Source organism: Sphingorhabdus rigui, assembly GCF_014196595.1.
In the GTDB taxonomy this organism is placed as follows: Bacteria; Pseudomonadota; Alphaproteobacteria; order Sphingomonadales; family Sphingomonadaceae; genus Sphingorhabdus_B; species Sphingorhabdus_B rigui.
The window spans coordinates 1,232,923-1,255,750 of record NZ_JACIEA010000001.1; the positions used below are offsets into that span (position 1 = coordinate 1,232,923).

The window sequence follows — 22,828 nt, forward strand, 5'->3', positions numbered from 1 at the left end:
GCAACGCCGCAAAAACGCAGGCGGAAAAGCTGTTCGACCAGAACTTCCCAAGCGGCGCTTATGGAACGACCGGCCTTGTCCGCAGCTTCGCCGAATCTAACGGAAACGTCAAAGGGACCGCATCTGTAACCATTCCCATGACGTTGATGCGCGTGCTTGGCCAAAAATCGCAAGCTGTGAGTGTGAGCTGCCAAGCAGAACTGCGCGTTCCGAACACCGACGTTATGTTTGTGCTGGATACAACAGGGTCGATGGACGAGCCGATTCCAAATTCAGGGTCGACGGAACCTAAGATTGATGGTCTCCGTAAGGCAGTGAAATGCTTTTACGAAGCGCTGGCAAAGCAAAACATCACGGATATTCAGCCGTCAGACTGTGGTGAAACGAGTGATCCCACGGCATCCAACCTAGGCAGTGTACAAATGCGATTTGGATTTGTGCCCTATGCCGTCAACGTGAACGTCGGCCGGTTATTGCCGCTCGATTACATGGCGGACCGATGGACCTACCAGTCGCGGGAAGCTTCATTTGACACTAAGAATGACTTTTCGGGATGGACTTACAAACCGGTTACATTCAACGTAAGCGGGCTAAAAGGTACCGGAAAAAATCCCTGGCAGTCCTCGTTACAATTGCCAATCGGAGATAAAGGCGCGAACACCACGGTAAACTGGGCCGGATGCATTGAAGAGCGGCAAACCTTCCGTGCGCCGGACAGTGATCCTTCCAACGATTGGGATCCGATTCCGTCAACCGCGCTCGACATGGACATTGATCTGGTCCCGACGAAATCAAACGTTGCATCCCAATGGGGGCCGATGCTGCCAAGTGCCATATGGCAACGCTATAATTTCACTACATTTTGGGGCATCAGGGTGCGTAGCACGCGCAGTCTTGAAAATATATCAGTAGCGGCAAACTCGAGCGATACGATGCCAACAGTCGCCGACAGCTGCCCGACCGCGGCAAGGACATTTCAAACTTGGGAAGCTTCCGATTTTAGCAAATATGTAAACGACCTGACAACCGGTGGCTCCACATATCATGACATCGGCCTGCTATGGGGTGCGCGGATCATGTCACCGACCGGTATTTTTGCCGAGCTAAATGCGCCAAAGAACATGACGATTGAACGCCACATGGTTTTTATGACCGACGGTGATACACAAACCAACGAAGATGACTATTCTGCTTATGGTGTGCATTGGTATGACCGCCGACAGACGCCAACAGGTTCTGCGCCAACGAGCAGCCTTTTGGAAAAGCTGACGGACGCCCGAACAGTTGCGCTTTGTGAGGCGATCAAAAACAAAAACATCAATCTATGGGTCGTGTCCTACGGAAGCGTTAGTGGTACAACCAGCGACAGATTGAGAGCATGTGCAACACCGGGAAAGTTCGTTCAAGCCTCAAGTGTTGCGTCGCTGATCAGCAACTTCAAAGAGATTGCTGCCAAAATTTCAGCACTCCGTTTGACAAAATAGGGACCGGGCGTTTGATGATCGCAAAATTCAGATCCAATGAAGATGGCGTGTCCATCGTGGAGTTCGCCATTATTGCGCCTGTGGTCATTATGATGCTCCTGGGTACAATGGATACCGGGCACTCCTTTTTCGTCCGTGCGACCTTAGACGGCGCCGTGCAGGATGCGGCACGAAGCTCGTCGTTAGAAGGCGCGACTTCTTTAACCCAACAAGAACTTATCGATGAAGAGGTCGCGTCGACAATCCGTGAACTCGCGCCAGATGCTACCGTCAAAGTAAGCCGACGTTATTTCAAGACCTTTTCGACGGCCGCACTGGCACGCGCCGAAGAGGTTATCGAACAATCACCTGGTAATTTGAAATGCGATCGCGGTGAAGCCTTTATGGATGCAAACGGAAACGGGGTTTGGGACGCCGACGGCGGATCCGACGGACAAGGTGGCGCAAGGGATATCGTTATCATCACATTTAAGGTTAGTTACCCCCGGCTTTTTCCGTTGGCGGCAATGTTTGGCTGGCCGGCCAACGTCGAAATGGAATCAAACTCTATTCTCGCAAACCAGCCTTATGGTGACCAGACAGGCTATGGCAAACCTGTCCAAGTCAACTGCCCATCGGTGTAATATATGGAACATGAATATCTTAGACAGTTCCGCCAGCTAAAGCGTAACGAAAGTGGTGTGGCGATGGTCGAGCTTGCGATATCCCTCCCCTTCTTCATCGGCTTGCTCGTAGGCGGCGTCGAAACCGCAAATTATGCGTCCGTCGTCATGCAGATAAACCAGATTGCACTGCACACCGCCGATGCTGCAGCGCGTATTGGGACAACAACGCCGTCAGCGAATAAAACCATTTCGGAAACGCAAATCAACGATGTTTTTCAAGGATCTTTGCGTGAGGGCACGCGCATCAGCCTTGGTGGAAATCACGACTACACCGATCCATCATCCGGCGTGAAGTCTACGCGCGGCAATGCCCGGATCATTTTATCCAGTGTTGAAGAGGTCGCTGCATTTGACGCTTCCGCTCCGCGATACCGCATCCGGTGGCAACGCTGCGCCGGCTCGGCGAGTTTTTACAAATCAAACTACGGCACCACGTCGACCGCGACAAGCGTCACCGGAGTTGGCCCTGTTGGACAGCAAGCATCCCCTCCCCCTGGAGGTGTACTGATGTTCGTCGAACTGCAATATTATTTTAAGCCAATGATCGTAAACGGTTTTTCGAAACTGACCGATAGGACGATCAGCCAAGTCGCATCCATGGTGGTGCGCGAGAACCGCGACACCGTTGGCCCCACTGGAAGCGACGGGATATACAATAATGAGAAGGCAACCGTCTCCGCCTGTTAAAGCGGGGACGGCGGATATCCCTCTAAAGACCTAGCGTTTTGCGCACGCCAGCAACAATCTTGTCGGCATTGATGAGCGTCGCCTTCTCAAGATTAGCTGCATAAGGCATCGGAACGTCTTCGTTCGTGATACGCAAGACGGGAGCGTCGAGATCATCGAAGCCCTGCTCCATACATACTGCAAGGATTTCGCTACCAACCGAACACACCGGCCAGCCTTCTTCGGCCACGACCAAACGATTGGTTTTTGCAAGGCTCGCCAGCACGGTCTGCGTATCCAGCGGACGAATGGTGCGCAGGTCGATGACCTCTGCGCTGATGCCTTCGGCCGCTAACGTGTCAGCTGCCTCCAATGACAGCCCCACGCCAATGGAATAGCTCACGATAGTTACGTCTGTGCCTTCGCGCATGATGCGTGCCTTACCAATCGGCAGCACATGGTCGTCCCCTGCGGGAACTTCAAACGTGCGACCATAAAGCAGCTCGTTTTCGAGGAAAACAACCGGGTCCTCGCAACGGATTGCGGCTTTGAGCAAACCCTTCGCATCTGCGGCATCATAGGGTGCGATAACAATCAGACCGGGCACGCTGGCGTACCATGGCGCGTAATTTTGGCTATGCTGCGCACCGACGCGCGCTGCGGCACCGTTTGGACCACGGAACACGATGGGGCAGCGCATCTGGCCACCCGACATGTAATTGGTCTTTGCCGCCGAGTTGATGATGTGGTCAATCGCCTGCATCGCAAAGTTAAATGTCATGAATTCGATGACGGGGCGAAGCCCGCCCATCGCGGCGCCCGTTCCGATACCTGCAAAGCCATATTCGGTAATTGGCGTATCGATAACGCGGCGAGCACCGAACTCGTCAAGCAAGCCCTGCGTCACTTTATAAGCGCCCTGATATTCGGCAACTTCCTCGCCCATGACAAATACGCGGTCATCGCGGCGCATTTCTTCAGCCATTGCGTCGCGCAAAGCTTCACGCAAGGTAACAGACTGCATCGCAGCGCCATCGGTTGTGGCGGGCGCGGCCTTGGGAGCAACGGGAGCGACCGCAACCACGACCTCAGGTGCGGGCGTCGGTGCGGCGGCGGGCGCTGGGGTGGTTTTTGCTGGAGCCGCAGCCTCGTCATCGCTTGAGATAAGCGCAATCACGGTGCCGATCTTCACCCCGTCGGTGCCCTCAGGCACGGAAATGGATGTAATCACGCCTTCATCAACGGCTTCAAACTCCATCGTTGCCTTATCGGTTTCGATCTCCGCAAGGATATCGCCAGACTTCACTCTATCGCCTTCCTTAACCAACCATCTGGCAAGCGTGCCTTCTTCCATTGTTGGCGAAAGCGCGGGCATTTTCAGTTCGATTGCCATCAATATTGCTCCACCAACACGTCAGTATAAAGTTCGGACAAATCCGGTTCAGGCGATGCTTCCGCAAAATCAGCAGATTCATTCACGATTTTCCGGATTTCCTTCTCAATGGCCTTCAACTCGTCTTCGCCCACGCCAAGGTCGGCCAGATACGCCTTGCATCCCTCGATAGGGTCGCTGTTGTCTCGTACCGACTGCACTTCATCGCGGCTTCTGTACTTCGCCGGATCGGACATGGAGTGACCGCGATAACGGTACGTCTTCATTTCCAGCAACACGGGCCCCTTACCGCTGCGGACCCAATCCAATGCAACCTCGGCAGCACCGCGCACGGCGAGAATGTCCATACCATCAACCTGAATGCCCGGAATGCGGAAGCTTTCGCCCCGGCGGTACAATTGGTCCTCGGACGACGCGCGGTTTACGCTGGTGCCCATCGCATATTGGTTATTCTCGATGACGAATATGATCGGAAGCTTCCACAATTCCGCCATGTTAAAGCTTTCGTAGACTTGTCCTTGGTTGGACGCACCGTCACCGAAATATGCGAGGCACACCCCGCCATCGTTCGAATATTTGTGACCAAACGCAAGGCCAGCCCCCAGCGAGACTTGCGCGCCCACGATGCCATGGCCGCCGTAAAATTTATGCTCGGTCGAAAACATATGCATCGACCCGCCCTTGCCCCGCGAAATGCCCGCAGCACGACCAGTCAGTTCCGCCATGATCAGATTGGGATCAATACCATATGCCAGCATATGCCCATGGTCACGATAGCCCGTGATGACGCTGTCTTTGCCCGGTGTCAGCGCGGATTGGAGTCCAATGGCGACGGCTTCTTGGCCGATGTACAAATGGCAAAAACCACCGATCAGACCTAGGCCATATAATTGCCCCGCTTTTTCTTCAAAACGGCGGATCAGCAGCATGTCACGATAGAATTTTAAAAGTTCTTCTTTCGTGGCCTTATATGGCTTTGGTTCGGTCGGACGCTCGCGGTTGGCGCGCGCGGCGTCTTCGCTCACACTGGCCTTCTTCGAAACAGATTTTTTCGCTGGGGTGGTTGCCAAAACAAGTTCCTTTGGTGGAATTTTATATGCGAATGCATTGTCGCCTAGTCAAAATCGACCGAGGTGAAAAGCGCTTTTCCGCAACGGAATGCACTGCATAGCTATTCATTCTATGACGAATGTATCACTTTAAAGGAACGACAACCTCGTCAGGCGCAACAACGTTCAATTCCTTGCGCATTAATTCGCCGGCCAAGTCAGGATCGACATTATCGCGGTCCAGAAGCAACTGCCGATTGCGCAGGGCATCGCGTTCCTTTTGTAATTTGGCCAGTTCAATCTTACGCTCACTCAGCGCCGCCCGATAATCCGTCCACGCAATGATGCCCGTTGGTCCCAGAAGTGCATAAGACGCAATACCCAGCAAAGCGACAAGCGCCAAAGCCGGCCCAATCACCGACTTCACATATTCAGGCTTTCGGTTTGAACGCACCATATTCAGACAGAATCATATTTTCGCAAAAATGGCAAGAAAGGAGGGGTCAGCGGAAAATACCCTGCCCTGCATATTGCGCCGATGCACCCAGCTCTTCTTCAATGCGGATGAGCTGGTTGTACTTCGCCAACCGGTCGGACCGCGCGAGGCTTCCAGTTTTAATCTGGCCGCAATTTGTTGCCACTGCCAAATCGGCGATGGTCGCATCTTCCGTCTCGCCCGAACGATGTGACATCACGGCGGTGTAAGAAGCCCGGTGTGCCATCGATACAGCAGCCAGAGTTTCAGTCAGCGTGCCAATTTGATTGACCTTCACCAACAAAGAGTTGGCAAGACCTTTGCCAATGCCCATTGCCAGACGCTCTGGGTTGGTGACGAACAAGTCATCGCCGACCAACTGAACCTCGTGGCCAATCTTGTCGGTAATGGCTTTCCAACCTTCAAAATCGTCTTCGCTCATGCCATCCTCAATCGAACGAATGGGATAATCTTTGCAAAGCGCAGCAAGGTAATCCGCCATTTCATGCGGCGAAAGCGAGAGACCTTCGCCCGAAATTTCATATTTGCCGTTGCGGAAAAATTCGGTCGCTGCGCAATCCAGCGCAAGCACAACGTCTTCACCGGCTTTAAAGCCGGCCTTGTCGATTGACGTCATGATGAAATCAAGCGCGTCACGCGTAGAGGCAAGATTTGGCGCAAATCCGCCTTCATCGCCAACCGACGTCGCCAAACCCTTTTTATGCAGGCCTTTTTTGAGCGTGTGAAAAATCTCAGAGCCCCAGCGAACGGCTTCGGAAATCGATCCCGCGCCAACCGGCATGACCATGAATTCCTGAAAATCAATCGGGTTATCGGCATGTTCACCGCCGTTGATGATATTCATCATCGGAACCGGCAGGACATGTGCGTTCACACCGCCAACATAACGATATAATGGCAACCCGCGTGCGTCCGCAGCAGCCTTTGCGACGGCCAAACTAACCCCCAAGATCGCATTGGCACCAAGGTTGGACTTGTTGTCGGTACCATCCAAGTCGATCATCACGGCATCGACATTTTCCTGATCTTCCGCGTCTAGCTCCAACAGCGCTTCATAAATCGGACCATTAACCGCCTCGATTGCCTGTAATACGCCCTTGCCCATATATTTAGACATGTCGCCATCGCGCTTTTCTACGGCTTCATATGCGCCTGTAGAAGCACCCGATGGAACGGCTGCGCGGCCAAAACTGCCGTCTTCCAACAATACATCGACTTCGACGGTCGGGTTGCCCCGGCTATCCAAAATTTGGCGGGCATGTATGTCGAGGATCGCAGTCATGGAAAGCTCCATTAAAATCGTGATGGGAACAATGTCAGCGCGTCTATCGTTGTGTTGAGGATTTGGCAACGACGCTAAGACATATGGATTTTAAATGTAATTTTATGGTGCTATAGTTGACTAAGGCACCGCCCGTACAAATATGAGATATAGCGGCGCCCATTTGAGTGCCCGCACTAAACCGATAGGAGCATATTCCCATGGCCGAAACTGAAAAGCCAAAAGCGGCTGCGAAACCAGCGCCCGTGAAAAAAGCAACCGCCAAGCCTGCGGCTGCGAAGACAGCAGCAGTCAAGCCAGCCGCTTCCAAGGCCACAAAGCCCGCTGCGTCGACTTCAGCACCAAAGGCCGTGGCAAAGGCGCAGCCTGCCAAAGGCAAAACCGACGACGTTAAATCCAAGGTCAAATCAGACATGAACGATTTCAAATCCAAAGCAACGGAAAGCGCGCGCGCCGCAGCTAAAAAAGGCAAGGACCGCGCGACGGAAGCGGTCGACAGCATTGGTAAACTTATTCGCGACAGCGCTGCGACCATCGATGACAATGTCGGTAAGCAATATGGCGATTACGCCCGTAGCGCAGCAGATATGGTCGAAGGCTTCGCTGGCAAGATGGACGCAAAGGATGTCGACGCCTTGGCCGATGATGCCCGCCAGTTTGTCCGCAAAAGCCCGGCAGTTGCGGTTGGCGCTGCCGCGGCCATTGGCTTTGTACTCGCACGCCTCATTCGCTCTGGCGGCAAGGACGCCTAATTAGACAGCATTAGCAGCTTTGCAAAAGGCCGCTTTTGACCGATAAGTGAAACCAATGATTATGGATCAGCGTCAGGACGAATTGGTGGAGGATAGCCCGAAACCGGCAGAAGCGACCGCAAGCGAACAGGTTTCGTTGGTGATGGAAGACCTGCGCGCGCTGGTGAAGGCAGAAATGCAATATTACCGTTCGCGCCTTAATTACACGCGACATGTATTCCGATCGGCGTTCCTCTATGGCGCGATTGCGGCGTTTGCACTCATCGGCGCGGCAATCGCGTTTGTGTTGGGGCTGGTGCTTACGTTGGCCCCATTAATTGGTCCGCTGGCGGCCACGTTGGTTGTCACGTTCACCTTTATCGTCGTTGCGGTCATTTTTGGATCGCTGGCACGAAAATGGATGAGGAAAGTTTACTTTCCGGAAATGCAAGAGAATGTCGACGATCTTACCTGAAGACCCGGTTGTCACGGACCGCGAAAGCGTCATTCTGTCGAATGCAGAGCGGCGTAATCTTCGGCGTAAGCTTAAGGGCAGCATCAACGTTGCTCAGGATGTCCTCAACCCCCGCAACCAAGTTCGCAAGCTGGTCGCGTTGAAAAAATCGCAGGCTAAAAAGGCTGCGGATGGGACCATCCAAGTCGTGAAGAGAAAAGCACCGCTTATCGGCATACTCGGCGCAGCCACATTATTGGTGGCCGCCCGCCGTCCGATTTCGCGTTGGATTTCACGCTTGCGAAAGAGTAAAACAAACACGCCCGTTGGCGATTGATATAGGAACGAAACATGAGCAAGATTGGCGACAGCATTAAAACCGCAGCTGACAGCGCGAAAGACAGCCTTGCAAGCGCGAAAGCCAAAACGACGCAATCAAGCGCTGCGGCGCGCGTAAAGGCATCCGACATGTACGAAAAGGGCAAGGGCAAGACAAGCGACGGCATTGACAAAAATCCGTTGGCCATCGTTTTGGGCGGCATCGCGATCGGCGCAATCGTCGGTGCACTTTTGCCGCGCACGGAACGTGAAACGAAAGTTTTGGGCAAGGCTGGTAAAAAGCTGAACAAAAAGGCCCGCAAAATGGCTGAAGCCGCGAAAGCCGCCGGTAAGGACCAGGTCGAAAGCCTCGGCCTGAACGGCGACGCGTTGCGTTTGCAATTTAGGGAGCTTGTCAGCAAAGCCGCAGTCGCTGTAAAGGCCGCGAGTCAGGCGGCAACGGATGCTGCCAAAGAAAAATAATTGGAAAACAGCGTGACCGACACAAAATTGCACCTCGTCTTTGGTGGACGGGTTGAAGACCCACAGACGTTGAAGTTTACGGATTTAGAAAAATTGGACATTGTGGGCATGTTTCCGGACTATGCCAGCGCAGAAGAAGCATGGCGCGCCGCCGCACAGCGCACGGTTGATGATGCCGAAATGAAATATGTCGTCGTTCATTTGCACAAGTTGCTGCAACCCGGCGCATAAATCCCGCATTGGACGTTACCCTGATCCCATCAGGGTGACGTCAAAGCTTCAGGCGTTACGATAGCGCCAAAGCAGCAATGGCCGTGCCAGAGCTAGCCCCATCACAAAACCACCTATATGCGACCAGATGGCAATACCGACACCTAACCCCGGTCCGACAAAGCCCATCGCAAGGTTCAGGCCAATCCAAGCCAAGGTCAGATGGAGCGGCCGTGCGATCCCTGCAGGAATCGGCCCCCAAGGCTTTGGCTGCTTGTTCGGGAACAGCAATACATAAGCCCCAATGATACCCGATATCGCCCCGCTTGCGCCGATGGCAGGCGCCATCATATCCAATGACATCGGCAATTGCAGATAAGCCGCAAGCCACTCAGTAGCCGCAGCAGCATAAGCGGACACCATATACAGCGCCAAGAAGAGACCGCCGCCCAAAACGCGCTCAACCATTTTGCCGATAAGCAAAAGCATCAGCATGTTCATGATAACATGCGCGATCCCGCCATGCAGGAATGCGGCAGTCAACGGCGTAAGCAACGCGGGCACGAGAAATGTTATGCCCGCAAACGCAGAACTATCACCGCTTAAACGGGCCGGGAAAAGCCCGCCAGCAACGACCGCATATTGCCACAAGGACGGCACCAACAAAATGGCAGCAATTGCCAGATTGATGATGATCAGTGCGTGGGTGACAGGTCCGCGGGGAAACTGCATGTCAAATATTACGGCGCTTCATCACGAAACGCACGTTCAGATGAACTCGATTTTGGATACGAGATAAAATTTGTCACCCGATGGTACCGTCACTTCGACTTCATCGTCGGCGATACGCCCGATAAGCGCGCGGCCCAATGGCGAATTGTAGGAAATACGGCCGGCCTTCGCATCGGCTTCGGTTTCACCCACCAGCTGATACCGCACAGGCTTGTCGTTTTCGTCCAACAACGTCACCGTTGCACCAAAAACAATCTTGTCACCTGACAAAGTCGTCGGATCGATAATTTGCGCGCGGCCAATTTTGTCTTCAATTTCTGAAATCGCGGCTTCCACCTGACCCTGGCGTTCCTTGGCGGCGTGGTATTCGGCATTTTCCGACAGATCGCCATGCGCACGCGCTTCCTCGATTGCTTCCACAATCAATGGCCGCTCATCCCGAAGGCGCTTCAGGTCGGTTGTCAGCTTTTCATAGCCTTCAGCCAACATCGGATATTTCTCAAAACTCGCCATCAGGCAAAACCCTTCGTCACAAAAACATCCCGACCGGAGAAATGATAACCATCAATCCGATATGCAGTTCAATTGTCGGGGAAAGATACTGCTCGTGTTAATAATAGTCTTGAAGTGGCCGAACTTCAAGTTGCCGTTGCTGCAGCGCCGCAATCGCCTGTGCAACCGCAATGCTTCCTGCGGCTGTTGTATATTGCGAAACCTTGCCAACCAACGCGGAACGGCGGATTTCTTCGCTGTCTTTCAAGCTCTGCCAACCTTCGGTGGTGTTGAAGATCAGGTGGATTTCACCGTCTTTAATCTTGTCGACGATATGCGGGCGGCCCTGCGCGACCTTGTTCACGCGCTCGACCTCTATCCCTTGCGCCAGCAGATAATTTGCCGTTCCATCAGTTGCGCATACGGTAAAGCCGCACGCAATCGCCTGTTTGACGGCAGGGACGATAACCGGCTTGTCCGTGTCTTTGACCGAAACGAACAGCTTCCCGCCCATCGGTGGCGGCATCCGCGCGCCGATTTGTGATTTGGCAAAGGCCGTCGCAAAGTCGCGATCGATACCCATGACTTCGCCTGTTGATTTCATTTCAGGCGACAGGACGGGGTCAACACCGGGGAAACGATCAAATGGGAACACCGCTTCCTTGACCGCGATATAATCGATGTCGAGGTTGATGGGAGGCAAGTCTTTCAGCTTTTCCCCCGCCATAACGCGCGCGGCGATCTTGGCGATGGGTGCGCCGATGGCCTTTGCGACGAAAGGCACGGTCCGGCTGGCACGTGGATTGACTTCAATCAGATACACCTCACCATCCTTGACCGCGAACTGAATGTTCATCAGGCCACGAACATGCAGGTTGACCGCGAGCAATTCGGTCTGGCGGCGGATTTCCGCAATGATATCATCGGGCAGGCTGTACGGCGGGATGGTGCAGGCGGAATCGCCGCTGTGGACGCCAGCCTCCTCAATATGCTGCAATATGCCGGCAACAACGACCTCGTCGCCATCGCACAAGGCATCAACGTCGACCTCAATGGCGTCCCGCAAATAGCTGTCGATCAATACCGGCGAGTCGCCAGAGACGATCACTGCCGTTTGGATGTAATTTTCGAGCTGCGCCTGCGTATCGACGATTTCCATCGCACGCCCGCCAAGGACGTAGGACGGGCGCATCAGCACGGGGTAGCCAATATTCTCGGCAACCTTAATGGCTTCATCGCGGCTGCGCGCAATACCGTTTTCGGGCTGCTTGAGCTTCAGCTTGTTGATCAGCGCGGCAAAGCGTTCGCGGTCTTCGGCCAGATCGATGGCGTCGGGCGATGTGCCCAAAATCGGGATGCCAGCTGCCTCAAGCGCCTTTGCGAGGTTCAGCGGGGTCTGCCCGCCGAACTGGACGATGACGCCCTTCAGCGTACCATTCTGCTGTTCGACATGCAGGATTTCCAGCACGTCTTCTGCTGTCAGCGGCTCGAAATACAAACGGTCGCTGGTGTCATAATCGGTCGACACGGTTTCCGGATTGCAGTTGACCATGATGGTTTCATAGCCCGCGTCCGCCAATGCAAAGCAGGCGTGGACGCAGCAATAATCGAACTCAATCCCCTGCCCGATGCGGTTCGGACCACCGCCAAGGATAACGACCTTCTCACGATCCGTGGGCTGGCTCTCGCATTCCGGTGTGCCAAAGCTTGGGGCTTCATAGGTTGAATACATATAAGGCGTCTTGGCCTCAAACTCGGCGGCGCAGGTATCGATGCGCTTGAACACGGGACGCACGCCCAATTTGTGGCGCAGTGCGCGCACTTCATCTTCGGTCACGGCGCCAGCAATCGCGCGCGCAGCCTGCATGGCAATGCCGGAACCACGGCGGACTGCGGTTTCCATGCCCGGGCGGATATTGACCGATTCCAGCGCCAGATAGGCAAGCCGCTTATCCGAAAAGCCCATGGCTTTCAGACGGCGAAGCGCCTCGGGCGTATTGGGCAAGCCGTTCGTCTTGACGTCATTTTCCGCCGAAACGATTTCTTCCAGCCGTTCAAGGAACCACGGATCGAACTTCGCAATCGCGTGGATTTCGGCGACGCTCATGCCCTCGCGCAGCGCTTGCGCCGCGACCAACAGCCGGTCTGGCGTCGCACGGCTCAATTCGGCAGAAAGCTGGTCTTTCGATGCCCCCTTCAGCGCGTCGACATAATTGAAACCCGAAAGCCCGGTTTCCAGACCACGAAGCGCCTTTTGCAGGCTTTCGTGGATGTTGCGGCCAATCGCCATCACTTCGCCCACGGATTTCATCGCCGTGTGCAACAATGGCTCGGCACCTTTGAACTTTTCAAAGGCAAAGCGGGGGATTTTGGTGACGACATAATCAATCGTCGGTTCGAACGACGCTGGCGTTGCGCCGGTAATGTCATTGGTGATTTCGTCGAGCGTGAAGCCAACCGCCAATTTCGCCGCAACCTTGGCAATCGGGAAGCCGGTGGCTTTCGATGCAAGCGCCGACGAACGTGATACGCGCGGGTTCATTTCAATAACAATCAGGCGGCCATCCTTCGGATTGACTGCGAACTGTACGTTGGAACCACCTGTTTCCACGCCAATTTCACGCAAGCACGCGATGCTCGCATTGCGCATGATCTGATATTCTTTGTCGGTCAGCGTCAGCGCTGGCGCAACCGTGATAGAATCGCCGGTGTGCACACCCATCGGGTCGATATTCTCAATCGAGCAAATGATGATGGCATTGTCCGCGCGGTCGCGCACGACTTCCATCTCATATTCTTTCCAACCGAGCAGCGATTCTTCAATCAGCACTTCGGTGGTTGGCGATGCATCAAGGCCGCCGGTGACGATCTTGATGAATTCGTCGCGGTTATACGCGATACCGCCGCCCGTACCGCCCATGGTGAAACTTGGACGAATGATGGATGGCAGGCCCGTGCGTTCAAGCACCTCCAGCGCTTCTTCCATCGAATGCGCAATGCCCGAACGCGCCGATTCCAGACCGATTTTGGTCATCGCGTCGCGGAACTTGATCCGGTCCTCCGCCTTGTCGATCGCTTCGGCATCCGCGCCAATCATCTCGACACCATATTTTGCCAGCGTGCCGTCGTTGAACAACGCCAAAGCCACGTTCAAAGCCGTCTGCCCACCCATCGTCGGCAACACCGCGTCGGGGCGCTCTTTTTCAATGATCTTGGCAACGATTTCGGGCGTAATCGGCTCGACATAGGTCGCGTCGGCCATATCCGGATCAGTCATGATCGTCGCCGGATTGGAATTGACGAGAATGATGCGATAGCCCTCTTCGCGCAACGCCTTGCACGCCTGCGTCCCCGAATAATCAAACTCGCACGCCTGCCCAATGATGATGGGGCCCGCGCCGATGATGAGGATGGATTTTATGTCAGTACGTTTGGGCATTTAATTCATATTTCCAAAGGCCCCAGCCGCACTCTCACGAATACGACAGAGTGTAGAGGATGGCAGTGCGCAGCACATGGAATAGAGGGCCCGCATTAGGCTATTCACGCCATCATCCCCGCAAATTTTTCGAACAGATAATGGCTGTCCTGCGGGCCGGGTGATGCTTCGGGGTGATATTGCACCGAAAACGCTGGCTGGTCGGCGAGCTCGAAACCGCAATTGCTGCCGTCGAACAGGCTGATATGCGTCGCCTTGGCATTGGCGGGCAAGGTATCTGCATCCACGGCAAAACCATGGTTCATACTGGTAATTTCGACTGCGCCGTCGCTCAGGCGCTTGACGGGATGGTTCGCGCCACGGTGGCCCTGATGCATCTTCTCGGTCTTCGCGCCGACCGCGAGGCCAAGCATCTGATGCCCGAGGCAAATGCCGAACAAAGGCTTTTTGGTGTCCAGCCACTGTTTAATAACTGGCACCGCATATACGCCCGTCGCAGCAGGGTCGCCGGGGCCGTTCGACAGGAACAGACCATCGGGCGCATGCGCCATGATTTCTTCGAACGTCGCGGTTGCGCTCACGATCGTGACGTCGCAACCAACATCAACCAGATTGCGCAGGATATTGTGCTTTATCCCATAATCGATGGCGACGACGCGGGGTTTTTTATTCCCCTCCCGCAGGCGGGAGGGGTTAGGGGTGGGCTGTTCCGCAGTCGAAGCGTTCAAAGGCCCACCCCCGGCCCCTCCCGCCTGCGGGAGGGGAGAAGTGTAGCCCGAACCCAGCTTCCAAAGCCCCTGATCCCAACCATAAGTCTGCAACGTCGTTACATCCTTGGCAAGGTCCATACCTTCCAAGCCAGCCCACGCCTTTGCGCGTGCCAACAATGCAGGCACGTCGAAATCGCCACTCGCCGAATGTGCAATCACGGCGTTTGGCGCGCCGGCAACACGGATTAGCCGCGTCAGCGCGCGGGTATCAACGCCCGAAATGCCAATGCGGCCATTGGCCTTCATCCATGCATCAAAATGCTGTGTGCTGCGGAAATTGGATGGGTCGGTCACATCCTGACGCACAATTGCGCCAAGGGCATGCGGGTTCAGCGCCTCAACATCCTCGGGGTTTGTGCCGACGTTACCAATATGCGGAAAGGTGAAGTTGATGATCTGCCCCGCATAAGACGGGTCGGTCATCACTTCCTGATATCCGGTCATGGCGGTGTTGAAGCAGACTTCGCCGACGGCTTGACCTTCTGCGCCAAAGCCCTTGCCCCAGATGACTTCCCCGGACGCCAGAACCAATACCCCCGTCGCTCCAGAAGGCGCGCGCGAAGAAATGGGGTCGGCCATGATGGGGTCGCTCCTGTGAGACGGATTACAGCAATGTCGCTAAGGGATTGCGCCTAGAGACGGCGGGGGGATGCGTCAATCTCAAACTCACCATCCCCGACGTGTTTCCGCATCTTACTTGTGGATGAAATGACATTAAGACCCTGAACCAAGTTCAGGGTGACGGTTTGCCGCGGATTGGCTATCTGCGCAAAATACATATTCGGAAAGAACATTATGATTCGTGATACCATCAAGGCCGCCCAAATTACCGCGATGAAGGCTGGCGAAAAAGACCGGCTCGCCGCCGTTCGCCTGATCCTTGCCAAAATCAAAGACCGCGATATCGAACTGCGCACCGCATCTCAGCAACCAGATGATGACGCGATGGTGGTTGAGGTCATGCAAAAGATGATCAAGCAACGCCGCGAATCCATCGCGCTATATGAACAGGGCGGACGCAATGAGCTGGCGGCGATTGAAGCCGCTGAGCTTGCAATCATCGAAGACTTCCTGCCCGCACAAATGAGCGACGCCGAAACCAGCGCAGCCATCGAAGGTATCAAGGCCGAACTCGGCGCGGAATCCCTCAAAGACATGGGCCGTGTCATGGCGACCTTAAAAGAACGCCACGGCCCACAACTCGACATGAGCAAGGCAAGCGGCCTTGTGAAGGCGGCGTTGTCGTAACTTGGGCAACATAACTCCCCTCCCGCAGGCGGGAGGGGTTGGGGGTGGGCATCCAGTGCAATGGAAAGAGCATTCAACGCCAGAGATACGCGACGCGCTCGTGAGCTGCGCAAACAGGGCACGCCCGCTGAAATAAAATTATGGCAAAGCCTGTCGAAGCGCCAACTGCACGGGTTCAAATTTAGCCGTCAAATACCGATTGGTCCTTATTTTGCGGACTTTGTATGTAGGTCTGCAAAGCTCGTGGTCGAAGTTGATGGCTCTTCCCATGACTTGCAGGTCGAGTATGATTGCGCTCGAACAGAATTAATCGAGGCTCAGGGATATCGTGTGATCAGATTTAGTAACATGGATGTGCTGCAGAACTTGGAAGATGTGCTGGGTACAATCGGTCGGGCTTTGACGGAAGTGTCGCTGCCCACCCCTAACCCCTCCCGTCTACGGGAGGGGAATAACTTCGCATGACCCTCACCCCGCAATGGCTTGATGAACTGCGGTCGCGGACAACGCTTTCCGCGTTGATTGGCCGCACCGTAAAGGTGACCAAAGCGGGGCGCGAGTTTAAGGCATGCTGTCCGTTCCATAATGAGAAGTCGCCAAGCTTCACGATCAATGATGAAAAAGGCTTCTACCATTGCTTTGGCTGCTCTGCGCATGGCGATGCCATTCGGTGGATGACCGACCAACGCGGCCTGTCGTTCATGGACGCGATCAAGGAATTGGCCGCCGAAGCGGGGATGGAGGTCCCTGCCCCTGACCCCAAAGCCGCCCAGCGCGCCGAAAAAGCGAACAGCCTGTATGACGTGATGACGTCAGCGCAGGACTGGTTCGTTGCGCAACTGCAAAGCCCCGATGGTGCAGTTGCGCGGGCCTATCTGAAAAAGCGCGGGTTCACCGAAAAAACCATCCGCGATTTCGGCTTCGGTCTGGCGCCCGATAATCGCACAGCATTGAAATCAGCGCTGAAACAATATGGCGATGCCATGCTGGTTGAGGCGGGGTTGCTGATCGCGGTTGAGGGCAAAGATCCTTACGACCGGTTTCGCGGCCGGCTGATGATTCCCATTCGCGACCCGCGCGGCCGCGTGATTGCTTTTGGTGGCAGGATATTGGGCGATGGTGAACCCAAATATCTCAATTCACCCGATACGCCTTTGTTCGACAAGGGGCGGACGCTCTACAATCTGGACAAATGCTCGCCCGCATCGCGCCAGACGGGCCGCGTTATCGTGGTCGAAGGCTATATGGACGTGATTGCGATTGCGCAGGCCGGCTTTGCTGACGCCGTTGCGCCATTGGGGACCGCACTGACCGAGCAGCAAATCCAGATGCTCTGGCGCATGACCGAAAAACCGTTGCTGTGCTTCGACGGCGATTCAGCTGGCCAAAAAGCCGCGATGCGTGCGGCGTTACGTGCCCTGCCCTTGCTAAAACCTGGGCACAGCCTTCAGTTCGTGACGTTGCCCGATGGGCAGGATCCGGACGACCTTGTGAAGGCATCGGGTGCAAAGGCCCTTACAGAGCTTCTGGAGGCGTCTGAGCCGCTTGTGGAGCGATTGTGGAAGGCGGAGATGTCTGCAAACCCACTGGACACGCCAGAGGACCGTGCGGGGCTTAAACAGCGCCTTGGTGTGCATATGGCAACTATCACGGACGGAGAAATCAAACGGCATTATGCCGATGCGTTTCGCGAACGGTTCGATAATCTTTTTGCGCAACGCAGAAACGCGCCGCCGGCCCGCTACGCCAACACGCCAAAACGCGATTGGCGAAAGCCGCAGATTTTGCCGCCCGGCGCAGAGACCAAGAGTTTCAATGCAAAGGGATCGGATTTCCTGGTGCAAGGTGTGCTTGGTGCATTGCTGCGTAATCCATCAATGATCCGGCAGCATCATGAAGCATTGAGTGACTTCGTTCCGACCGACCCGAATCACGCCGCTTTGCTCAACATCATGCTGAATGAATCTTTTGCCAAAGAATCGCTTGATACCGACGGCCTAATTACCATATTGGACGAGAAGTTGTATAATGTCGCATCGACGCTCCTCCACAGCAACGGCAAGGTATTTGCCTTCAACCGTGGGGAGTTCGGTTCGGGGGGCGACGGATTATCCAGCGTTTCAAAAGATTTGGGTGAAGCTATCAGGCTGATGAAGCAGCGTCCCGCGCTCGAAGAAGCATTGGAACGCGCTACACGGTTGGCGAGTTTAGAGATGACGGAAGAAACTTTTGCCGAACAGCAAAGGTTACGTCACGAAAAGAAGGCATTTGACGATCGCATTATCGCATTTTTTAGGCGAGATGCGGACGGTTTATGACAGTATCGGGGAATTATTTTGGCAAGTCGCGTAAACGAGAATGAAGAAGATATGGTCGAAAACGGTGATGCGCCGCTGATTGACCTAAATGATGCGACTGTCAAAAAACTGCTAGCCAAGGCAAAGCGCCGTGGTTTCCTGACCTATGACGAGTTAAATGCTGCCCTGCCGCAGGACCAGATGTCTTCGGAACAGATCGAAGACGTCATGTCGGCCATCAATGACATGGGCGTGCAAATCGTCGAAAATGACGAAGCCGGCGAAGATGGCGAGGACGAGCAGGAAGAGGAAGAAGTCGAAACCGTCGACAACATCTCTGAAAACGATCCGCGCTCGCTGACCAGCACGGTCAAGAAAACCGGAACCGGCGAACGTACCGATGACCCTGTGCGCATGTATTTGCGCGAAATGGGCGCGGTTGAATTGCTGTCCCGCGAAGGCGAAATTGCCATTGCAAAGCGGATTGAGTCGGGACGCGACACGATGATCCTGGGCCTCTGCGAGAGCCCGATCACCTTCCACGCCATTATTGACTGGTCGAACGCGCTTAACGACGGCGAAATGCAGCTGCGCGAGATCCTTGATCTTGACGCCATGTTGTCGAAGGCGCCCGAAACGCTGACCGACGACGAGGAAGAAGAAGGCGACGGAGAAATCAGCGAAAAAACCGCCGGGGTTTCTTACAAGGAAGAAGACGAAGTCGACGAAGAGCCGGAATCCGCGAGCGACGACGATGATATGACCGAGCGGCGTTCACGCCCGGTTGAAGAAGAGGAAGAAGACAACACCCTCAGCCTCGCGCAGATGGAAGAAGCACTAAAGCCTGCGGCCTTGGAGCGTTTTGCCAAGATCGCAACTTTGTTCAAGAAATTCTCGAACATTCAGCTTGAGCGCATGCGCGCCTTGAACGCCGGCGAAGAGTTTTCCTCAGCTTCCGAAAATAAGTATCACAAATTACGTGAAGAATTGACGGCTGAAGTCGAAAGCGTCCAGTTCCACGCGAACAAGATCGAATATCTGGTCGACCAATTATACTCGTTCAACCGTCGCTTAACCGCGCTTGGTGGCCAAATGCTGCGCTTGGCCGAGCGGCACAAGGTTCCACGCAAGGCATTCCTCGACAGCTATATGGGCCATGAGCTCGACGAAAATTGGCTGACCGATGTTTCAAACCTCGACAAAAAATGGACGGCGTTCGCAACAAACGAAGCCGAAGGCGTTGAGCGCATTCGCAGCGAAATAGCGGACATTGCCGCGAATACCGGCATGTCGCTGGGTGAATTCCGCCGCATCGTCAACATGGTGCAAAAGGGCGAACGCGAAGCGCGTATTGCAAAGAAGGAAATGGTCGAGGCCAATCTGCGCCTCGTTATTTCCATCGCGAAGAAATACACCAACCGCGGCCTTCAGTTCCTTGATCTCATTCAAGAGGGCAATATCGGCCTCATGAAGGCGGTCGATAAATTTGAATATCGCCGTGGTTACAAGTTCAGCACCTACGCAACATGGTGGATTCGTCAGGCGATTACGCGTTCGATTGCGGACCAAGCCCGCACCATCCGTATTCCCGTGCATATGATCGAAACGATCAACAAGCTGGTGCGCACAAGCCGTCAGTTCTTGCATGAGCAAGGCCGCGAGCCGACGCCTGAGGAAATGGCCGAGCGCCTTTCCATGCCGCTAGAAAAAGTGCGCAAGGTCATGAAGATCGCGAAGGAGCCGATCTCACTCGAAACGCCGATTGGCGACGAGGAAGACAGCCATCTTGGCGACTTCATCGAAGACAAAAACGCGATCATTCCTGTCGATGCCGCCATTCAGGCGAACTTGAAGGAAACCGTGACCCGCGTTCTGGCGTCACTGACGCCGCGCGAAGAACGCGTGTTGCGGATGCGTTTTGGTATCGGCATGAACACCGACCATACATTGGAAGAAGTTGGTCAACAGTTCAGCGTTACCCGCGAACGTATTCGTCAGATCGAGGCAAAAGCGCTCCGCAAGCTGAAGCACCCAAGCCGCAGCCGCAAAATGCGCAGCTTCCTCGACCAATAAGCGACCGTTTGCCGCATATCTATTTCTGAGCCCTTGAAATTATGGACCGGATACTCGCCGCTACGTGCGGGTTTCCGGTAGCCATGGCAGGAATAGTGTGTACGCAATTTGGCGGGGCCAACGTTACAAAACGAAATGCGCGCCACCTGCCCAATACCCCCCGGCGTAAACTATTATATTGCATAACGCGGTGGGCCCACTTAACGAATTAATCGTTCGATTAACAAACGGGGTTCGTCCATGCGCTTTGAAGGCACTGATAATTACGTCGCAACTGATGATCTGAAAGTTGCCGTAAACGCAGCGACGCGGTTACGCCGCCCGCTTCTTGTTAAAGGCGAACCCGGCACCGGCAAAACCGTTCTTGCACAGGAAATCGCAACCGCACTCAACGCGCCGTTGATTGAATGGAACATCAAATCCACGACCAAGGCGCATCAGGGCCTGTATGAATATGACGCCGTTGCCCGTTTGCGCGATAGCCAATTGGGCGATGAACGCGTTCACGACATCAAAAATTACATCAAGAAGGGTAAGCTTTGGGAAGCGTTCACCGCGCCTCAGCTGCCCGTTCTTTTGATCGACGAAATCGACAAGGCCGATATCGAGTTTCCGAACGACTTGCTTCAGGAACTCGATCGTATGGAATTCTTTGTGTATGAAACGCAGGAAACCGTAAAAGCGGTCGAGCGCCCGATCGTCATCATTACCTCGAACAATGAAAAGGAACTGCCTGACGCGTTTCTGCGGCGCTGTTTCTTCCATTATATCAAATTCCCTGACCGCACGACGATGCAGTCCATCATTGATGTCCACTTCCCCGGTATCCAAAAAATGCTGGTGTCGAAGGCCATGGACATTTTTTACGAAGTTCGGGACGTGCCCGGCCTCAAGAAAAAGCCAAGCACGAGCGAACTGCTCGATTGGCTAAAGCTGTTGCTGCACGAAGACATGCCACTGGATGTTCTGCAGTCGCGCGACCCAACAAAGGCCATTCCGCCACTTCACGGCGCGCTGCTTAAGAATGAGCAGGACGTGATGCTGTTTGAACGACTGGCCTTTATGGCACGGCGCCCAAATACCTAAGCTGCGCATTATTTAGACGCTGTAAGCGATTTCAAAATCGCCCCAGCGGCGTCCATTTATGCGCAGTGGGACATATACGTTCCGCATGACCTTATATGAATGGCCGTCGCCTTCGTGGCGAAATACGGCCATCATATAGTCCTGCTCACTTGTTTTCGCCGGAATATCCACCGGATCCTGAATGACGCGGCCGTTGCGGCAATATTTTGTGTCATGCGCAATATCGCCCGTGGGTGGCCGCGACAGTTCTTTCAACTGAACGGGTAAGAAGCCTTTAAGGCTGCTGCACACAACCGACGTTATTTCGTCGGGATTGCTGTCTTTGACGGCTTCAATAAATGGCTGCCAATGTTGTTCCGCCCATGGTGTAAGCTTCGATGTAAAGCGCGGCGGATTGCTGCCCTCGATGAGACGCAGATCGGTATCGAACAACGCCTCTAGCGTCAGCGTGCCATCCGCGATTGCGGCCTCGGTCAATGCTTTCACTTCTTCGGCCTTTTGGCGGGCAAGCGCGACAAATTCGCTATCGCGCTTTGACAATCCGCTGTGCACAATATGGTCAAACATCTTGTTTGCCTGTATTTCCAGACCACCGATCTGGCTATGCGCACGCACAACAGCAGCGAACATTTCGCCATTGGCGCCTTCGACCGCATCACGAACATTTTGCGAATCGACCAGCCCACGGTGAATTTGTGCGGTGCTGTCTGCAATCTCACGATTGTGGTCACCCACCTTGGCAACGACATCGCTCACACCATAAATGAGCTCCTCAAGGCTCGCAAACTGCTCTTGCGCGGCGCCACTTGTCGATACACCTTCCTCGATTTCCACGACAAATTTCGCGGCTTCATGCGAAAGCGAGTTCACCGTTCCGGTTATTTCCACCGCAGCGCGCCGCGTATCATGCGCCAGCTTTTTGACCTCAGCCGCCACGACAGCAAATGTCTGCCCAGCTGCACCCGCCTTTTCCGCCTCAATCGCTGCGTTAAGCGCCAGCATGTTGGTCGTGCGCGCAATCGAATCAATCGATTGAGATACCCGCTTCACTTGCTCCATCGCTGCTGCAAAACCGGTGATATGCGAACCAAGGCTCATGATGAGACTGATGAGGTCTGAAAAGCTCGCCAGCGATAGCTGAACCGTGTCGTGCCCCGTCTTCAGCTTTGCGACAGCGGCTTCGGCGAAATTCCTTGCATCTCGGGTCGCCTGCGCAACCTCCGCGATGTCCGCATCAAGTGCTTGCGTCAGCTCGGTCATCTCGCCGTGCCTTGCCTTGAGCCAGTCTGCGGATTGTAGCGCCTGTTCGAGCACACCGGCCGCTTCGGCACAGCCAACGGTAACCTCACCGCATATCTGCGCGGTTTCGTGGATCCAGTGGTTTTCATTCAATGCAATTTTTTCCATTTTCATGGGTTCGGCACCTTGTTCTGTCGTTCGAAACGGGGCCTATCGCAATA

Annotated in this window: 22 protein-coding genes; 13 read left to right on the forward strand and 9 right to left on the reverse strand. The window is 54.6% G+C overall.

All coding sequences use genetic code 11. The features are described from left to right. Window positions 1-137: 137 nt before the first annotated feature. Genes GGR91_RS05605 through GGR91_RS05615 form a run of 3 tightly spaced genes read left to right on the forward strand, consistent with a single transcriptional unit; the run spans window position 138 to window position 2,836 of the window. The gene (locus GGR91_RS05605) at window positions 138-1,484 is read left to right on the forward strand and encodes a hypothetical protein (RefSeq protein ID WP_246337113.1); all 1,347 of its coding nucleotides are present in this window, start codon (window positions 138-140) and stop codon (window positions 1,482-1,484) included. Window positions 1,485-1,498: 14 nt separating this feature from the next. Continuing rightward, window positions 1,499-2,107, forward strand: coding sequence for a TadE/TadG family type IV pilus assembly protein (locus tag GGR91_RS05610; RefSeq protein ID WP_183940855.1), 609 nt, complete (start codon window positions 1,499-1,501; stop codon window positions 2,105-2,107). Window positions 2,108-2,110: 3 nt separating this feature from the next. After that, entirely contained in the window at window positions 2,111-2,836 is a 726-nt protein-coding gene (locus tag GGR91_RS05615) for a TadE/TadG family type IV pilus assembly protein (RefSeq protein WP_183940857.1), read from the forward strand. A gap of 22 nt (window positions 2,837-2,858) precedes the next feature. On the opposite strand, the gene GGR91_RS05620 is transcribed toward GGR91_RS05615, so the two are convergent. From GGR91_RS05620 to eno, 4 genes are all read right to left on the reverse strand, one after another. Then, window positions 2,859-4,208 (reverse strand): pyruvate dehydrogenase complex E1 component subunit beta, encoded by a 1,350-nt coding sequence (locus GGR91_RS05620; RefSeq protein ID WP_183940859.1) that lies wholly within the window; start codon window positions 4,206-4,208, stop codon window positions 2,859-2,861. Next, a complete protein-coding gene (gene pdhA / locus GGR91_RS05625) occupies window positions 4,208-5,278 on the reverse strand; it encodes a pyruvate dehydrogenase (acetyl-transferring) E1 component subunit alpha (protein ID WP_183940861.1) in 1,071 nt (356 codons plus the stop codon). Before pdhA ends, GGR91_RS05620 begins: the two co-directional genes overlap by 1 nt. Before the next feature lie 124 nt (window positions 5,279-5,402). After that, a complete protein-coding gene (locus tag GGR91_RS05630; protein ID WP_183940863.1) occupies window positions 5,403-5,714 on the reverse strand; it encodes an FtsB family cell division protein in 312 nt (103 codons plus the stop codon). Window positions 5,715-5,760: 46 nt separating this feature from the next. After that, window positions 5,761-7,035 carry a phosphopyruvate hydratase gene (gene eno / locus GGR91_RS05635; RefSeq protein WP_183940865.1) on the reverse strand — a complete coding sequence of 425 codons (1,275 nt, stop codon included), beginning with the start codon at window positions 7,033-7,035 and terminating at the stop codon, window positions 5,761-5,763. 200 nt (window positions 7,036-7,235) lie between these two features. On the opposite strand from eno, the gene GGR91_RS05640 reads away from it, so the two are divergent. Genes GGR91_RS05640 through GGR91_RS05660 form a run of 5 tightly spaced genes read left to right on the forward strand, consistent with a single transcriptional unit; the run spans window position 7,236 to window position 9,252 of the window. Next, the gene (locus tag GGR91_RS05640; protein WP_183940867.1) at window positions 7,236-7,787 is read left to right on the forward strand and encodes a hypothetical protein; all 552 of its coding nucleotides are present in this window, start codon (window positions 7,236-7,238) and stop codon (window positions 7,785-7,787) included. Window positions 7,788-7,842: 55 nt separating this feature from the next. Further along, window positions 7,843-8,241, forward strand: a complete 399-nt coding sequence (locus GGR91_RS05645) for a phage holin family protein (protein ID WP_183940870.1) — start codon at window positions 7,843-7,845, stop codon at window positions 8,239-8,241. After that, window positions 8,222-8,557 carry a hypothetical protein gene (locus GGR91_RS05650; protein ID WP_183940872.1) on the forward strand — a complete coding sequence of 112 codons (336 nt, stop codon included), beginning with the start codon at window positions 8,222-8,224 and terminating at the stop codon, window positions 8,555-8,557. Before GGR91_RS05645 ends, GGR91_RS05650 begins: the two co-directional genes overlap by 20 nt. 14 nt (window positions 8,558-8,571) lie before the next feature. Then, complete coding sequence (locus GGR91_RS05655; RefSeq protein WP_183940874.1) at window positions 8,572-9,021, forward strand: hypothetical protein; 450 nt, start codon at window positions 8,572-8,574, stop codon at window positions 9,019-9,021. Between the two features lie 12 nt (window positions 9,022-9,033). After that, window positions 9,034-9,252 carry a DUF4170 domain-containing protein gene (locus GGR91_RS05660; RefSeq protein ID WP_183940876.1) on the forward strand — a complete coding sequence of 73 codons (219 nt, stop codon included), beginning with the start codon at window positions 9,034-9,036 and terminating at the stop codon, window positions 9,250-9,252. 48 nt (window positions 9,253-9,300) lie between these two features. Here the strand turns inward: GGR91_RS05660 and GGR91_RS05665 are convergent, their stop codons facing one another. From GGR91_RS05665 to carA, 4 genes are all read right to left on the reverse strand, one after another. Further along, on the reverse strand, window positions 9,301-9,963 hold the full coding sequence (locus tag GGR91_RS05665) for a rhomboid family intramembrane serine protease (protein ID WP_183940878.1): 663 nt from the start codon (window positions 9,961-9,963) through the stop codon (window positions 9,301-9,303). Between the two features lie 36 nt (window positions 9,964-9,999). Further along, complete coding sequence (gene greA, locus GGR91_RS05670; RefSeq protein ID WP_183940880.1) at window positions 10,000-10,476, reverse strand: transcription elongation factor GreA; 477 nt, start codon at window positions 10,474-10,476, stop codon at window positions 10,000-10,002. Between the two features lie 97 nt (window positions 10,477-10,573). Continuing rightward, window positions 10,574-13,894, reverse strand: coding sequence for a carbamoyl-phosphate synthase large subunit (carB, locus tag GGR91_RS05675; RefSeq protein WP_183940882.1), 3,321 nt, complete (start codon window positions 13,892-13,894; stop codon window positions 10,574-10,576). A 104-nt stretch (window positions 13,895-13,998) separates the two neighbouring features. Beyond that, window positions 13,999-15,243 carry a glutamine-hydrolyzing carbamoyl-phosphate synthase small subunit gene (carA, locus tag GGR91_RS05680; protein WP_183940884.1) on the reverse strand — a complete coding sequence of 415 codons (1,245 nt, stop codon included), beginning with the start codon at window positions 15,241-15,243 and terminating at the stop codon, window positions 13,999-14,001. A gap of 216 nt (window positions 15,244-15,459) precedes the next feature. On the opposite strand from carA, the gene GGR91_RS05685 reads away from it, so the two are divergent. The 5 genes from GGR91_RS05685 (at window position 15,460) to GGR91_RS05705 (ending at window position 21,368) form a co-directional block, all read left to right on the forward strand. Beyond that, a complete protein-coding gene (locus GGR91_RS05685) occupies window positions 15,460-15,912 on the forward strand; it encodes a GatB/YqeY domain-containing protein (protein ID WP_183940886.1) in 453 nt (150 codons plus the stop codon). A 60-nt stretch (window positions 15,913-15,972) separates the two neighbouring features. Next, window positions 15,973-16,377 (forward strand): endonuclease domain-containing protein, encoded by a 405-nt coding sequence (locus GGR91_RS05690; RefSeq protein WP_183940888.1) that lies wholly within the window; start codon window positions 15,973-15,975, stop codon window positions 16,375-16,377. Then, window positions 16,374-18,230, forward strand: coding sequence for a DNA primase (gene dnaG, locus GGR91_RS05695; RefSeq protein WP_183940890.1), 1,857 nt, complete (start codon window positions 16,374-16,376; stop codon window positions 18,228-18,230). Before GGR91_RS05690 ends, dnaG begins: the two co-directional genes overlap by 4 nt. Window positions 18,231-18,281: 51 nt before the next feature. Next, window positions 18,282-20,282, forward strand: a complete 2,001-nt coding sequence (rpoD, locus tag GGR91_RS05700) for an RNA polymerase sigma factor RpoD (RefSeq protein WP_246337106.1) — start codon at window positions 18,282-18,284, stop codon at window positions 20,280-20,282. 240 nt (window positions 20,283-20,522) lie between these two features. Further along, window positions 20,523-21,368 carry an AAA family ATPase gene (locus GGR91_RS05705; RefSeq protein WP_183940894.1) on the forward strand — a complete coding sequence of 282 codons (846 nt, stop codon included), beginning with the start codon at window positions 20,523-20,525 and terminating at the stop codon, window positions 21,366-21,368. Window positions 21,369-21,380: 12 nt separating this feature from the next. Here GGR91_RS05705 and GGR91_RS05710 read toward each other — a convergent pair whose 3' ends face one another. After that, window positions 21,381-22,781, reverse strand: a complete 1,401-nt coding sequence (locus GGR91_RS05710) for a methyl-accepting chemotaxis protein (protein ID WP_183940896.1) — start codon at window positions 22,779-22,781, stop codon at window positions 21,381-21,383. Window positions 22,782-22,828 lie beyond the last annotated feature (47 nt).

Excerpts from the sequence above, each read along its gene's own strand:
- GGR91_RS05650 (WP_183940872.1), top strand. The coding sequence starts at position 8,222 with ATGTCGACGATCTTACCTGAAGACCCGGTTGTCACGGACCGCGAAAGC.
- eno (WP_183940865.1), bottom strand. The coding sequence starts at position 7,035 with ATGACTGCGATCCTCGACATACATGCCCGCCAAATTTTGGATAGCCGG.
- GGR91_RS05685 (WP_183940886.1), top strand. The coding sequence starts at position 15,460 with ATGATTCGTGATACCATCAAGGCCGCCCAAATTACCGCGATGAAGGCT.
- GGR91_RS05640 (WP_183940867.1), top strand. The coding sequence starts at position 7,236 with ATGGCCGAAACTGAAAAGCCAAAAGCGGCTGCGAAACCAGCGCCCGTG.
- carA (WP_183940884.1), bottom strand. The coding sequence starts at position 15,243 with ATGGCCGACCCCATTTCTTCGCGCGCGCCTTCTGGAGCGACGGGGGTA.
- GGR91_RS05655 (WP_183940874.1), top strand. The coding sequence starts at position 8,572 with ATGAGCAAGATTGGCGACAGCATTAAAACCGCAGCTGACAGCGCGAAA.
- GGR91_RS05690 (WP_183940888.1), top strand. The coding sequence starts at position 15,973 with ATGGAAAGAGCATTCAACGCCAGAGATACGCGACGCGCTCGTGAGCTG.
- GGR91_RS05665 (WP_183940878.1), bottom strand. The coding sequence starts at position 9,963 with ATGCAGTTTCCCCGCGGACCTGTCACCCACGCACTGATCATCATCAAT.
- carB (WP_183940882.1), bottom strand. The coding sequence starts at position 13,894 with ATGCCCAAACGTACTGACATAAAATCCATCCTCATCATCGGCGCGGGC.
- GGR91_RS05645 (WP_183940870.1), top strand. The coding sequence starts at position 7,843 with ATGATTATGGATCAGCGTCAGGACGAATTGGTGGAGGATAGCCCGAAA.
- GGR91_RS05710 (WP_183940896.1), bottom strand. The coding sequence starts at position 22,781 with ATGAAAATGGAAAAAATTGCATTGAATGAAAACCACTGGATCCACGAA.
- dnaG (WP_183940890.1), top strand. The coding sequence starts at position 16,374 with ATGACCCTCACCCCGCAATGGCTTGATGAACTGCGGTCGCGGACAACG.
- GGR91_RS05610 (WP_183940855.1), top strand. The coding sequence starts at position 1,499 with ATGATCGCAAAATTCAGATCCAATGAAGATGGCGTGTCCATCGTGGAG.
- GGR91_RS05705 (WP_183940894.1), top strand. The coding sequence starts at position 20,523 with ATGCGCTTTGAAGGCACTGATAATTACGTCGCAACTGATGATCTGAAA.
- GGR91_RS05630 (WP_183940863.1), bottom strand. The coding sequence starts at position 5,714 with ATGGTGCGTTCAAACCGAAAGCCTGAATATGTGAAGTCGGTGATTGGG.
- GGR91_RS05620 (WP_183940859.1), bottom strand. The coding sequence starts at position 4,208 with ATGGCAATCGAACTGAAAATGCCCGCGCTTTCGCCAACAATGGAAGAA.
- GGR91_RS05605 (WP_246337113.1), top strand. The coding sequence starts at position 138 with ATGACGTTGATGCGCGTGCTTGGCCAAAAATCGCAAGCTGTGAGTGTG.
- rpoD (WP_246337106.1), top strand. The coding sequence starts at position 18,282 with ATGGTCGAAAACGGTGATGCGCCGCTGATTGACCTAAATGATGCGACT.
- GGR91_RS05615 (WP_183940857.1), top strand. The coding sequence starts at position 2,111 with ATGGAACATGAATATCTTAGACAGTTCCGCCAGCTAAAGCGTAACGAA.
- greA (WP_183940880.1), bottom strand. The coding sequence starts at position 10,476 with ATGGCGAGTTTTGAGAAATATCCGATGTTGGCTGAAGGCTATGAAAAG.